The 15,096-nt window shown below is 48.8% G+C and carries 3 protein-coding genes; all 3 read right to left on the bottom strand.

Annotation, left to right across the window (positions count from 1 at the left end; all coding sequences use genetic code 11):
* Positions 1-12 precede the first annotated feature (12 nt).
* Genes ACO6V5_RS01855 through ACO6V5_RS01865 form a run of 3 tightly spaced genes read right to left on the bottom strand, consistent with a single transcriptional unit; the run spans position 13 to position 15,027 of the window.
* On the bottom strand, positions 13-4,413 hold the full coding sequence (locus tag ACO6V5_RS01855) for a hypothetical protein (protein ID WP_422134617.1): 4,401 nt from the start codon (positions 4,411-4,413) through the stop codon (positions 13-15).
* Positions 4,414-4,422: 9 nt separating this feature from the next.
* The gene (locus ACO6V5_RS01860) at positions 4,423-9,687 is read right to left on the bottom strand and encodes a hypothetical protein (RefSeq protein WP_422409853.1); all 5,265 of its coding nucleotides are present in this window, start codon (positions 9,685-9,687) and stop codon (positions 4,423-4,425) included.
* A gap of 9 nt (positions 9,688-9,696) precedes the next feature.
* Positions 9,697-15,027 (bottom strand): hypothetical protein, encoded by a 5,331-nt coding sequence (locus tag ACO6V5_RS01865; protein ID WP_422409851.1) that lies wholly within the window; start codon positions 15,025-15,027, stop codon positions 9,697-9,699.
* Positions 15,028-15,096: the final 69 nt, after the last annotated feature.

The following is a 15,096-nucleotide window of genomic DNA, read 5'->3' on the forward strand; positions in this document are numbered from 1 at the left end:
ATCGCCCCTTTGCTATTTGTAAAAGACTCCAAGAGTGTAGAAGTAAGGAATACTTTCTGCATGGGAGAACGACCATTTCGGCACATTTTCCCTAAAGTATTTCTCCCAGCCATTCTCAAATAGTTTCATGGTGCGATCACGGCGTTCACGGAACTGCAGGTAATTTTCGTATCGAGTCCAGCCATACAGGGTGTTGTTTGCTTTAACACGGCTTGCGTACTCTTCATCGTTTTCACTGAAACGTTGAGGTGAGGTAATAGCAGTACGTTTCAGATATTCATCTTGTGTTTCACCCACACCAATCCAGCGATTAATCCTGTCAAGACTGCGACCCAGAGGCCCACCCAGCCATTGAGTGAGCATCTTGTTGTCGTTCATAAAGAAGTCGAAAGTGAGGCTCGACGCCAGCGCGAATCCGAAGGTTTGGGCATAGCTAAACCCTGAAATAAGACCGTGGACGTATGCTCCGACCGTGGCTACCGGACCCAGCACCAGACCTGCGGTGGCCGAGGCCAGCGTTTTCACTTTTTGTGGTGTCGCCCGGTGCAGCAGTGGTACCTGAACCCCTTGTCCGGAACCTGTGGATTTCATTATTTCGGGCACCAGACGGGAAATGCTGCGATACATCTGAGGATTGGCGTTGTACTGTCTGGCAAACAGCATAGAGCCGGTTCTCAGCAGAATGACAGAGGAAGCGGCTTTACCCAATGGCATGGCCAGCCCGCCCACTTCAGAAACTTTTTCAATTCCGCTGTGGTAGACATATTGCCCGGTTCGGTCAAGATCAACACTGTAGCCTTCCAACCAGTGCTGGAAAGGTGCGAGCATCCGGTGCAGGTAATCACCCCGGTTGGTCAGATCCAGAAGATAAAGGAATGACATGTTCAAGAGAGACTGCTCAGCAGCCTGTCCGGCGGTACGGGTCGCCAGCATGGGTTTGTAGCTGGAGAAGTACCAGGTGACAGCCTGTACCAGAAAGGCTGAAGGTTTGACCCAGTACTCATTGATCTGCTGCTCAACCGCTGTGGTATGAACCTGCATCAATGTGCCATGGACAGCCTTGATCAGTTCTGATTCAGAGAGTCCGGCAGCATGCGCATAAGACGTCAGGGTATTCTGAATATTGGCCAGAAATGCTGCCGTCCTGCGGCCATTGTCAAAGGCAATATCGTCAAGAACATAGTTGGCGATAACAGCAGCTGCGTACTCTTTCATGCCGACAACAGACTCTTTCATAGCCACCGGGCCAGTTGCAGTCACAGCAGGAAAAGCACTCAGAATGAATTTCTCAACACCCTTGTCGGACAGCAGCCGGACAGCGGCCCTGAAGTGAGGCACATTGACACCCTGTTTGTAGCCAAGGAAGTGTTCAAATTCAGCCACTGTCTGATAACCATCAATTCCTCTGACGGTCTTTATGTAGTTCCAAAGTTCAACCTTATTGATCAGGCCTTCATGCAGCAGAGTTATGATCCTGTTAACGCTGGCAGAATGGGTAGTGAAGTCTTCCGGGAAGGTTTTCAGGTCATCCGGATCACGCCCGAGGTAGTGAATCGCTGATTTGCCCATGCCGAAAATTTCTTTGTCGTATTCTCGAGCCCCGGATCCCATCTCATTTCTGGCCCTGTGCACCAGCTTCTGGACTTCTTCCAGAGGGCAGCGAGGCTCGTCTTCTGAAGCGGGGCATTCCGGGAAGGTCGCCTTCATGTCCCTGAAGATTTGCACGATCCGACTGGTCTGATCAAACGTCAGTTTGTCTCCGACCAGTACCTGCAATCGAAGCGCTGCAAATTCCTCGTCAAAATCGTAAGTCGGAAGGTTGGGTATTGCCTTACCGTTCATTACGGCTAATTCGGCCAGACCAGTTGCAACTTGCAGGGCCTGTCGTTTGAGAGGGTGCTGCTGCATGAATGTTTGGATAGCGTGCAAAACTTCGGCCTGTTCCGGCGTGTACTGGAAGGAACCATCTTCAAGCAGCATGTATTTTGGGATGTCACAGTGAAATCTATCGCGAACTCTGGCCAGTCTTGTTGCTTTGTTATCCTCTTTGTTGACTTCGATTTTTAATATTTCTTCCAGTGTTTCCAGTACATCCAGAGCCTCCTGCTCTGCCTCCTCTACGGCTTTTGTTGTGTATGAATGAATTTTCTCAGAAATGGCGTTACGACGATGATACACATCGTCCTCGCTCTTAAGTCCATCCATTTTCAGGTTTTTTTCTACGGCAGTGAGTTTCTCAAGGGCTTCAGACATGATTTCAGGATGGGCTGGTCTTCGATCAATTTCTTCTTCCAGGTCTGCAATTGCCTTAAGTTGTTGATGCAGACCTTTTTTCTCGGCAGTTATTGTCTTGATTTTTTGAACCAGGCATTCCTGTTGAACGTCAATGTCTGCACTGCTATCAAAATCCTGAATCTCTAAATGTGCGGCAAGGGTTGCATAGCGGGCTTTTATTTCAGCCTCTGTTCTGGTGTGCTCTTGCTGAAGATGTGGTTGAACGAGCTGAGTTTTAACGACTGCCTGTCTGCATGTGTCATCAGTTTTCTCCAGGAGACGCCTGATTTGCTCATCCAGTGGCTGGGTTTCATCCAGGTCGTCTATGCCAGGTTCTATTGCCATTTTAGAGTGGCGAGCATTTATGGTCTTTATTCTGGCCTTAATAACTCTTTTCTCCAACGGAGGAATCCGTCTGACATCCTGCATAAGTTCCCGATGGAGGTTTCCCTGATCTCTCTGCTCATCAAGAACCCTTGCATATTTATCCTTGATTTCCTGGTAGAGTCGTCCCACTTCCAGTTTTTTCTCATCACTGGCATCAGCTTTATTCGATTCAATCTCCAACTTACGTTTGAAACGCAAGAGTATGGCTTTCTCGCTATCTAGTTCATCCAGCTTGCTGAACAACTTAATCATCTGTCTGTTTCTTTCGCCCAGGAGTTTGGAAAAAAAATGTGCGTCGTCGTATAAAGTGTTGAACTTTAATTTGGCGCCAACGGGTATATAATTCATAATCTTCCGAACAAAATGCTTGTTAATCAGAAGATCTCCAAGTGCGGGTTTGAAGCTGAAGTGTTTTGCGAGTTCATTGTGCATCCAGTTTGGTGTGACGACTGACAGAGCGACCCTGATGTGTTCCTGCGTGACTTGAAATTCGTTGATTCCATGTATTTCATCTGGAGTAGCGGTGGCTAATGCCAGATGGAGAGATTCATAGTATGCAAGCGCATGCATCGCCCGTTTATCTTTTTTTGAAAACGTCGTCGGTTGATCCTCGCTTTCTCCAGCATCGTGCTGCGCAGCAAACTCCTCCAGCATCGCCATTTGCCTGCTTCGAATGACGTACTGGTAGCTTTTGACCTTATAGGTTTTAACTGCTGTTAATATTGCAGAGGAGGGGGGAGTACCCTTAGCTTCTTGCCACAGGTCATAGAGGTTTTCTACAAAAGCGATATCATCGGGATTCAGCCTCTGAGTATGGAAAACTATCACCTCTCCCGGGGCTTCCGCTACTTCCAGTTTCGGATAACCCGCAGGCACAGGATAAGCCCGTGAGTGACCCTCGACGTGTACAACATATCCGACGGGTTTGCTGTCTGCCAACAGTTTATTAAGAGCCTGCTGTTGTAACTCTCCTCCCAGGACATGAACTTTGATATAAGCAGAGGTGGCTGCTGCCAGGAGAACATCATCATTGACAAAGAGTGACTGACTCAGGCGCTCCAGTTCAGGAGGCTGATCACCCCCTGAGACAAGACGCATAAAGGTACGCCCATTGACTTCAACCTTGTCTACTTCAATGGTGGCAAGGGTAGTATAGTCATCACTGGTGCCGAGGTTTCCTGCTCTCTCTTCGACAGCTTTCAGCAGTGCGAACAGTTGTCTGGGGCTGGCGATTTTCGTTATCGGTTCCAATGATTCCATGTCAGTCCATTGAGAACGAACGGCCCTGACTGAATCCCGATCGGTCATTCCGCCTCTGACTTCAATGACCAGTTCCTTTTCCTGGAGGTTATGGGTGAACCTGAAGATTCCCTCATCAACCAGCTTCAGGACTTTGGTGTATTTCAGGGCAGCGTTATTTTCATCTGTTTCAAACTGGTCAACGCTGGAAACGCGCCCGTCGAAATCAGAAAGAACGTCTGTAAAGCCTATAGCAGGAACAATATAGCCTGCGCTGACTCCAAACTGGTCAGGGTAGGTGGTGGTAAAAGATCCGGGTATTGGCTGCTGGTCATCACCTAAAGTTGGCCGGACCATGACCTCACTCTGGATAAACTCCACCTGTTCATTGGCTTGAATATCGACAGACCTTATTTGCAGCCTGCGATCGGCCAGTGCCTTTGGAGCAATGATGGAGGAGCTGACGGCAACGGCCACCAGAAGGCTGAATGCACTGGGGCAGGCATTTTTCATTCTACTGCCTCAGAGCTGGCTGGAAAGCCTGATTGGGGAGGTGTTTCTTTTCTCATGAAGGTGAACTTTTTTGTCATCGCCCTGTCGCCATTTGTAGAAGGCACCCAGAGTGTAGGAGTAAGGAATACTCTCTGCATGGGAGAACGACCATTTCGGCACATTCTTCCTGAAGTATTTCTCCCAGCCATTCTCGAACAGCTTCATGGTGCGATCACGGCGTTCACGGAACTGCAGATAATTTTCGTGTCGCGTCCAGCCATAAATCATGTCACTTGTCTTAAAACGATTTGCATATTCTTCATCGGTTTCATTAAAGCGTTGAGGCTTGGCAATAGCTGTACGTTTTACATATTCATCTGTCGTTTCACCCACGCCTCGCCAGCGATTAATCCTGTCAAGACTACGTCCCAGAGGCCCACCCAGCCATTGAGTGAGCATCTTGTTGTCGTTCATAAAGAAGTCGAAAGTGAGACTCGACGCCAGCGCGAATCCGAAGGTTTGGGCATAGGTGAATCCGTATACCAGACCATGGGCGTATGCTCCGACAGTGGCTACCGGACCCAGTACGAGTCCGGAAGCGGCAGAGGCCAGAGTTTTCACTTTTTGCGGTGTCACAGTTTGTAGCAGCGGTACCCGAACCCCTTGTCCGGAACCCATAGAATTGACTAGTTCGGGCACCAGACGAGAAATGCCGCGATACATCTGCGGGTTGGCGTTGTACTGACGGGCAAACAACATGGAGCCGGTTCTCAGCAGAATGACGGAGGAAGCGGCTTTACCCAATGGCATGGCCAGCCCGCCCACTTCAGAAATTTTTTCAATTTCGCTGTGGTAGGCATGTTGCCCGGTTCGGTCGAGATCAACACCATGGTGTTCCAGCCAGTGCTGGAAAGGTATGAGCATTCTGTGCGGGTAATCCCCCCGGTTGGTCAGATCCAGAAGATAGAGGAACGCCATGTTTGACAGGGACAGCGCGGTAGCCTGCCCGGCGGTTTGGGTCGCCAGCAGAGGTTTGTAGCTGGAGAAGTACCAGGTGACAGCCTGTACCAGAAAGGCTGAAGGTTTGACCCAGTAATCATCGATCTGATGCTCAACCGCTGCGGTATAAACCTGCATCAATGTGCCATGGATAGCCTTGATCAGTTCTGTTTCAGAGAGTCCGGCAGCATTGACATAAGGTGTCAGGGTATCCTGAACATTGCTCAGGAAAGCTGTCGTCCTGCGGCCATTGTCAAAGGCAATATCGTCAAGAACATAGTTGGCGATGACCGCAGCTGCGTACTCTTTCATGCCGGCAACCGTCTCTTTCACACCTGCCGGACCAGTTGCATGCACAGGAGCTAAGGCAATTAGTGCGAATTCATCAATACCCTTGTCGGAAAGCATCTGGACAACGGCCTTGAAGTGAGGCAGATTGACGTCGTGTTTGTAGCCAAGGAAATGTTCAAATTCGTCCACTGTCTGATAACCATCAATTCCTCTGACGGCCTTTATGTAGTTCCAAAGTTCAATCTTGCTGATCAGTCCTTCATGCAGCAGAGTCATGATCTTGTTACCACTGGCAGAATGGCTAGCGAAGTATTTTGGGAAGGTTTCCAGGTCATCCGTTTCACGCCCGAGGAAGTGAAGCGCTGATTTGCCCATGCCGAAAATTTCTTTGTCGTATTCTCGAGCCCCGGATCCCATCTCATTTCTGGCCCTGTGCACCAGTTTCTGGACTTCTTCCAGAGGGCAGCGAGGCTCGTCTTGTGAAGCGGGATATTCCGGGAAAGTCGTCTTCAGGTCCCTGAAGATTTGTACGATCTGACTGGTCTGATCAAACGTCAGTTTGTCTCCGACCATTAACTGCAAGCGAATCGCTGCAAATGCATCGTCAAAATCGTAAGTCGGAAGGTTGAGTATTGCCTTACCGTTCATTACGGCCAATTCGGCCAGACCATTTGCGATTTGCAGGGCCTGTCGTTTGAGAGGGTGCTGCTGCATGAATGTTTGGATAGCGTGCAAAACTTCTGCCTGTGCCGACGTGTACTGGAAGGAACCATCGTCATTTTTGACCTCTTCCACTGCAGCCTTCGGGGCTCGTTCTTCAGTGGCTACCTCTGGATCAGGAATGTATCGGGGTTCAGCTCCCGGAGCGATTTGTCTGTCAAGCTCATTCTCAATGACGGCAATACGCTCCTCAACCTCAGGCTGACCCAGCAGATCAACATTTCTATCCAGCCACCGGAGTTCTGTTTCAATGGGCTTTATGATTTCATCACCAAAGTAGTACTTGGTGTTCTTAATGTCGAGTTGACGAGCAATTTTATCGTATCCCTCTCTCGCGAGATCTTCATCGTGACAATAGTGGTCGAGGTGGTATACTTCTTCCTCTAATGCCCGAATACTGGCTTTTAGAGCATTCTTCTGGTCATTCAGGCTGGCACCTTTTTCAAATTCTACTTTTAGAGGCAAAGCCAGCTCAGCAGCAGCCTCCCTGCCTCTTTTTATAGCAGCAGGGTTTTCACTCTTGTCGATGTTCAGCTCGTTCTCTAAAGCTTCAAGCATCCTTATCTGTTGTTTTAAGACACGCTCATCCGGATCCGGGGTTTCGACATTAATGTCAAGAAAATCTACAAGGTTCCAGACTCTTACTTTCTCTACTTTGCTCCAGGTCATGCGTATTTTCCAGATGAAACCTTCCACCTCACGCAGCAAGTATTTTGGGATGCAGCTACGAAGCACACTCTGAACTTCGGCAAGTCTTGTTGCTTTGTTATCATCTCTGTTGGCTTTGATTTTTAATATTTCTTCCAGTGTTTCCACTATATGCAGAGCCTCCTCCTCTGCCACCTCTATGGCTTTTGTTGTGTATGAGTGAATTTTCTCAGAAATGGCGTTACGACGCTGATACACATTCTCCTCGCTGTTGTCCTCGCCCTTCAGGTCGTCCATCTTCAGGGTTTTTTCCACGGCTCTCAGTTTCATGAGTACTTCAGGCCTGACCCTGGGGTGGTCTGGTGTTCGATCTCTTTCAGCGCCTGCGCTGGTGCTCTGTTGCTGAAGAAGTTGTTCGGCGATCTCAGTTTTTTGTTGTTTAATGTGTAGATGTTGAAGTTGATGCTCGAGATCTTGTTCCTGGGCCCAGGCACATTTCAGCCAAAGGAGCTTCCGAATGTTACCCTGGCGGGCCTGGGGTCCATCTTTTTCATCTGGAACCAGACCGAGCTGACCTTCAACGACAGCCAGTTTATCCCGAAATATCTCATCGCTCTGACCTGCCTGTTGTTGCAGATGCTTTAGAATGAACTCAGAGCGGCCACTCAGGTCGTTTTCATCGTATGGAACAATGTCGAGCTGGCTCTCAATCGCTGCCAGCGTTTCTTTATAAGGCTGTTCCCGAAACGGTTTTTTTGCCGCCACCGAATGGAGCTCAAACCATCTCTTGCTGAACAGTCTGACTTTTTCTTCCATTCGCCGGGTATCATCCCAGACATCAGTATCCAGTATTGCTGCGGCAAGGGCGTGGCGTGCTTTTGTGGTATCTGCTATGGCATCACTGAACTGTTCTTCCAGCCACGGGATTTGCTTGATATCCTGCCGAAATTCATGAACCGTGTTTTTCAACACCCGGAACAATTTACGAAGCTCTTTAAACTCAGCCGCAAATTTCTGTCTGATCAGTTCTACTTTCAGTTTATCCTCACCACTGTCAGTGGCACTTGCCATTGTAATGTCATCTGATGTTTTGACTGCTCTGGCGAATTCGGGCACGTTTGCCAGCCGTTTTTCTTGCGTGTTAACCATCTCAAGCAACTGTTCGCTGATGTCATCCTTGACTTTGGAGGAAAACTTTGTTTTTTCGCCAGCACCAAAGTCATCTATCACGTCGGTGTCGTAGGGTATGAGTTTCTGAATATTCCGAATACTCTGAACAAAATTATGGTTAGTCAGAAGATTATTAAGTAAGGGTTTAAAGCTGAAGTTTTTTATCAGTTGAAACTGCAGCCAGGTGGGCGTGATGACTGATGTAGCGGCTCTGATGTGATCTGTTGTGAACTCAAATTCACAGGTTTTATCTGGAGCAGCACTGGTTAATGCCTGCAGAAGAGATTCATAGTAGCCAAGTTTCAGCAGCTTATCATCACCAAGCCTGGCATCGTGCTGTGCAGCCAGGTCAGCAGCGAACTCCTCCAGCAGCGCCATCTGCCTGCTTCTGATGATGTGCTGGTAGTCTTTGACCTTGTATGTTATCACCTTTGCAGGGAGTTCTTTAAATCGATATTCTTCCCGGATGCCAGAGTAGTGGCCTTCCACAAAAGCGATATCGGTTGGATTCTGTTTCTGACCACGGAAAACAATAATCTCTTCCGAAGCCTGTTCCACTTCCAGCTTTGGATAATCAGTAGGCACAGGATAAGCCAGTGTGTCATCTTCGACGTGTACAACGTAGCCGACGGGTCTATGGTATGACAACAGACTGGCCAGGGCTGCGTGGTGTGCTTTTTTCCCCAGAACATGAACCTGGGTGTAGGCAGAGGTGGCTGCTGCCAGAAGCACCTCATCATTGACAAAGAGCGATTGCCCCAGGCGCTGGAGATCAGGAGGTTGATCGCCTGCAGCGATAAGACGCATAAAGGTGCGCCCTTTCACTTCAACCGGGTCTACTTCAATAGTAACGAGGTCAACATAGTCATCAGTTTCACCAAGGTTTCCTGCTTTTTTATATGCACCTTTCATTATTCCGACGAATTGTTTGGTAGTGGCAATTTTCGTTGCAGGTTCTAATGGTTGGATGTCACCTGATTGGGCACGAACAGCTTCAATTGAAGCCTGATCGGTCATTCCTTCCCTGACTTCAATGACCAGCTTACTTTCTGCAAGGTTATGGATGAACCTGAAGACGCTCTCATCACCCACTTTCAGGATTTTGGTGTATTTTTGAGCAACGCCATTGTCGTCTGTTTCAAAAATATCAACACTGTAAACGCTGCCACCAATGTCGGCAATAACGTCGGTGAAGCCTTCGTGAATAACCTTGATGCCATCCATGATCTGAACCTCAATCTGGTCAAGGTAAGTGGTTGTACAGGATTTGGGTATGGGTTGCCGGTCATGACCTGAAGTTGGCTGAACTATGACCTCAGTCTGGGTAAACCCTGTTTGTCCATTGCCCGGAATATCAATAGATCTTGTCAGCAGCCTGCGATCGGCCAGTGCCTGTGTACTCATGATGGAAGCGCTGATTGCAAAGGCCACTGCAAGGCTCAATGCATTGGGACAGGCATTTTTCATTCTACTGCCTCAGAGCTGGCTGGAAAGCCTGATTGGGGAGGCGCTTCTTTTATCATGAACGTGAGATTTTTTATCATCACCCTGTCGCCATTTGTAAAAAGCTCCCAAAGTGTAGGAGTATGGGATACTTTCTGCATGGGAAAACGACCATTTCGGCACATTTTCCCTGAAGTATTTCTCCCAGCCATTGTCAAATAGTTTCATGGTGCGATCACGGCGTTCACGGAACTGCAGATAATGTTCGTGTCGAGTCCAGCCATACATTGTGTTGTTTGCTTTAACACGGTTTGTGTAGGCTTCATCGTTTTCACTGAAACCTTGAGGTGTGGCAATCGTCGTACGTTTCAGATATTCATCTTGCGTTTCACCGGCACCCATCCAGCGATTCATCTTGTCAAGACTGCGACCCAGAGGTCCACCCAGCCATTGAGTGAGCAGCTTGTTGTCGTTCATCAAGAAGTCGAAAGTGAGACCCGACGCCAGAGCGAATCCGAAGCTTTGGGCATAAGTAAATCCGGATATAAGGCCGTGGGCGTACGCTCCGAACGTGGCTACCGGTCCCAGCACCAGACCGGCTGTGGCCGAGGCCAGCGTTTTCACTTTTTGTGGTGTCGCCCGGTGCAGCAGCGGTACCTGAACCCCTTGCCCGGAACCCATGGATTTCACTATTTCGGGCACCAGACGGGAAATGCTGCGATACATCTGCGGGTTGGCGTTGTACTGTCTGGCAAACAGCATGGAGCCGGTTCTCAGCAGAATGACAGAGGAAGCGGCTTTACCTAATGGCATGGCCAGCCCGCCCACTTCAGAAACTTTTTCAATTCCGCTGTGGTAGGCATATTGCCCGGTTCGGTCAGGATCAACACCGTAGCCTTCCAACCAGTGCTGGAAAGGTGTGAGCATCCGGTGCAGGTAATCACCCCGGTTGGTCAGATCCAGAAGATAGAGGAACGACATGTTCAAGAGAGACTGCTCGGCGGCCTGCAGTGAAGTGTGGGTCACCAGCAGAGGTTTGTAGCTGGAGTAATACCAGGTGACGGCCTGTACGAGAAAGGCTGAAGGTTTGCCCCAGTATTCATTGAACTGATACTCAACCACTGCAGCATGCGCCTGCATCAAAGTGCCATGGACAGCCTTGAGCAGTTCTGATTCAGAGAGTCCGGCAGCATTGGCATAAGGTGTCAGGGTCTCCTGAGCATTGGCCAGAAAGGCTGCCGTCCTGTGGCCATTGTCAAAGGCAATATCGTCAAGAACATAGTTGGCGATGACCGCTGCTGCGTACTCCTTCATGCCGGCAAGCGACTCTTTCATAGCTGCCGGGTCGGTCGCAGTCACGGTCACAGGAGTAAAGGCACTCTGCATGAATTCCTCAGCTCCCTTGTCGGACAGCATCCGGACAGCACTCTTGAAGTGAGGCACATTGACACCCTGTTTGTAGCCAAGAAAGTGCTCAAATTCATCCACTGTCTGATAACCGTCGACACCTCTGACGGCCTTCATGTAGTTCCCAAGTTCAGCCTTGCTGATCAGTCCTTCACGCAGCAAAGCGATGATCTTGTTGCCACTGGCAGAATGGCTGGCGAAGTATTCCGGGAAGCTTTTCAGAACGCCTCGCAGATGCTCGACAAAGTCAATGCCTGCTGAGCCCATGCTGCGAATTCTGTTGTCGTATTCTTTTGCCCCTCTTCCTATCCCGTGACTGGCCCAGCAAGTCAGCCGCAGGACTTTATAAGTGACACTCAGAGGCAGATGATTTTCCGGAGGCTCGAAAGGAGGTTCAGGAAAGGTCGTTTTCAGATTTTTGAAAACTTCCACAACCCAACTGGCCTGTGCAAACGTCAGCTTGTCCCCGACCATTGCTCGCAAGCCAATGGGGGCAAATTCGTCGTCAAAATCGATAATTGGAAAGTAGGGTATTTCCTTACCGTTTTCTAATGCTAATTCTGCCAGGCCATTTGCGACTTGCAGAGCCAGTTGTTTGAGAGGGTGCTGTTGCGCGAATATGTGAAGATCGTTGAGAGTTTCTGCCTGTATCGGCGTGTACTGGAAGGGACCGCCATCATCTTCGACGGCTTTTTCGGCAGCCTTCAGGGCTGTTTTCATTTTCTTAATGTCTGCTTTACTGCCTTCATCCTGAGCCTCAGGACTGACCTGTTCCTTAGCCGCCAACAGTTCACTTTCAGCTTCTTTTATTTTTCGCCTGGCTATGGCTACCTCACGGTCAAGAGCGTATCGGGGCTTAGGTTTCGGGAACAGAGCCATGTACCTGTCAAGCTCATTTTCAATAGCTGTGATACGCTCATTAACGGTAGAGCTGCCCGCCTTGAACACTTCTTCATCCAGCTGCAGGAGTTTTGCTTCAATCAAACTGTTCTGGTCGCGGATAGTGGCATCTTCTTTGTAATCCTTAATAGCGAGCTGACAGGCCATTTCATTGTTCCTGGCTCTTTTGATACTTTCATCCTGATAGACTTCGTTGAGTTCATCAATTAATCCCCAAATTTTGCCTGTCAGGGCATCCTTCTGTTCAAGCAGGAAGGCATCTTCTTCAAATGCCACATCCAGATCACTGGCCAGTCTGGCAGTGAAGGCCTTGCCCCTTTTGTTGGCAGCATGGCTTTCACAACGGAAGAAGATATTCAGCTCATGCTCTATGGCTGCAAGCAGTTTTTTCTGTTGTTCATTGCTATGTATATCCAGATACCAATCTTCAACTTTATAGGCCAGACTCGCACCGAGCTTCCTGAGTTTGAGAGCCCTCTCGTCCAGCACTGCGCTGTCTTGTTTCCAGAGGGTTTGATCTATCAGATCCAGAGTCTCCTCTGAGGGATCACCGCCCTCAAGTATGCTATGAACCAGAGCCACTCTTGCTGCTCTGCCGTGCCCTTCATTCAATGTGAGGGTCAGTATTGATTCTACAGCTTCCAGCAGCTGGATCTGTTGCTCTGTGGCTAGCTTATTCGGAGCCGGGGCTTCGATTTTATAATGAAGATGTGCAAGGACTCTTCTGAGTTTGATATCCCTCTCGTCACGAGCTTTGCCATTGTACGTCCAAAGGCTAATGTCTATATCATTCAGAATGTCATCTGAGTGATTTTCGGTGTCAAGTTTCCTGAAAACCCTGATGAATCTTGCCATTTTGTCATCGTCTTTGTTGACGTTGAGGTTGAGTGTTTGTTCTGCGAATTCCAGTAGATCCAGGGCTTCTTTCTCTGCCTGATATCTGGCTTTTCTGATAAGTCTGTCCATGTCTTGAGAAATATCACTGCGACGGAGATAGATATCGAACTCTTTTTTATTACAGGGGAAAGCTATCTCTAATTCCAGAGCTTCTTCCACGTCACTCACTGTCTTCAGGACCAGGGCTTCACGCATGGCTTTGGGATGGCCTGTTCCTGCTTGGGCAGCCGCTGTGCCGATTTCATGAATTTTCTGTCTAATGAGTCTGAATTGTTCTTCTGTTGGCTGGTCATCATCCCGGTTATCAATACCGAGATCTTCTGCCAGTTGAGCGTTGTAAGCTTTTCTGGCGTTTTCTCCGGCATCAATAACTTCTTGCTCCAGCTCTGAAATTCGTGCAAGTTCCCGCTGAAGTTTCTGTGACTGGTCTTGCAGTGTTTTCGTCATTGTACGCATCTGGGCAATCTCATCCTCAAACCGTTGTTTGAGTTGAAGGCTATCGGTATAAGCTCTCTCGACTTTGAGCTTTAACTGGTCTCGAACCTCAATGAGTTTGCCTTCTGTTGCCAGATTGAGCTTTAACTGGTCTCGAACCTCAATGAGTTTGCCTTCTGTTGCCAGATGCTTTTCCAGCAGGAGTTCCCTTTCAACCAACTGCCCGGCCATGTCGCTCAGAATTTTGGCCATAAACGGGTCATCGTGAAACATTTTGGTCAGTGGTTCAGCGAGATTGGGTACAAGATTCAGCATACCCTGAACATAAAGCTGTTTAGTCAGAAAATGTCTCAGTACGGGTTTGAAACTGAAGTGTTTTGCCAGCTGAATCTGCTGCCAGGTTGGCGTGATGGCGTACGAAGCGATTCTGATGTGTTCCAGTGTGAGTTCAAAGGTATCGCTTCCATACATTTCATCAGGAGTAGCACTGGCCAATGCCTGCATGAGATATTCATAGTATGAAAGCGCATGCATCTCCCGTCTATCTTTGTCTGCCAGTATCGTTGATGGGTATTTGCTGGTGCCAGGGTACCTCACAATAAGCCCCTCCAGCACTGTCATCTGTTTGCTTCGAAGGACGTACTGGTAGCTTTTGACTTTATGTTTCATAACCTTTGTTGTTGCTGCCGCTGCCGCCGCCGGCGTGGGGTTATTAAGCTCAGCTTTTTTCCAGAGGTTATGGAGGCTTTCTACAAAAACGACATCTTGCGGATCCTGCATCTGACCATGAAAAACAATAACCTCTCCAGGAGTTTCTTTAACTTCCAGCCTTGAATAACCCGGAGGCACATGAAAAATCTGTTTGTCATCCTCGACGTGGACAACAAACCCGACGGGTTTGCTGAGTGCCAAGAGTTCATTAAGCGCCTGCTGTTGTAACTCCTCTCCCAGGACATGAACCCGGATATAGGCAGAGGTGGCTGCTGCCAGGAGAACATCATCATTGACAAAGACTGTTTGACCCAGACGTTGCAAGTCAGGGGGCTGGTCGCCTGCAGCGATAAGACGCATGAAGGTACGTCCTTCCACTGCAACTTTTTCTACTTCAACGGTGGCAAGGGGAACATAGTGATCACTTTCGCCGAGCTGTCCTTTCAGGGTATCGACACTGTTCAGCACCTCAGCCAGTTCTCTGGAGCTGGCGATTTTCGTCAGCGGTTCTAATGACAGGCTGCAAGATGATTGACTGCGAACCACCTCAATGGAATCCTGATCGGTCATTCTGCCTCTGACTTCAATGACCAGGTTCTCTTCTTTAAGGTTGTGGGTGAACCTGAAGAGTCCCTCATCACCCACTTTCAGGACTTTGGTGTATTTTCGGGCAACGCCATTTTTGCCTGTTTCAAACACATCAACAATGGAAACGTCACCATCGGCATCAGCAAGAGCTTCCGAAAAGCCTACAGAATTAAAGTGATGGCTCAATCTGTCACGAGGCTGAGCAGGGTAGGTGGTCGTGAAGGATTTGGGTATGGGTTGCTGATCATTCCCTAATGTTGGCTGGACGTTGACCTCACTCAGGGTAATCTCCACATGTCCATTGCCCGGAATATCGGCAGCTTTTATCTGCAACTTGCGATCGGCTAGTGCCTGAGCACCAATAAGGGTAGAGCTGATTGCAACAGCCACTGCGAGGCTTAATGCATTGGGACGGGCATTTGTCATTCTACTGCCTCAGAGCTGGGTAGAAAGCCTGATTAAGGGGTTTTCTCTTATAAGTACCTAACCAGTTGG

Origin of the sequence: Endozoicomonas sp. ALD068 (assembly GCF_049310145.1) — a bacterium.
In the GTDB taxonomy this organism is placed as follows: Bacteria; Pseudomonadota; Gammaproteobacteria; order Pseudomonadales; family Endozoicomonadaceae; genus Endozoicomonas_A.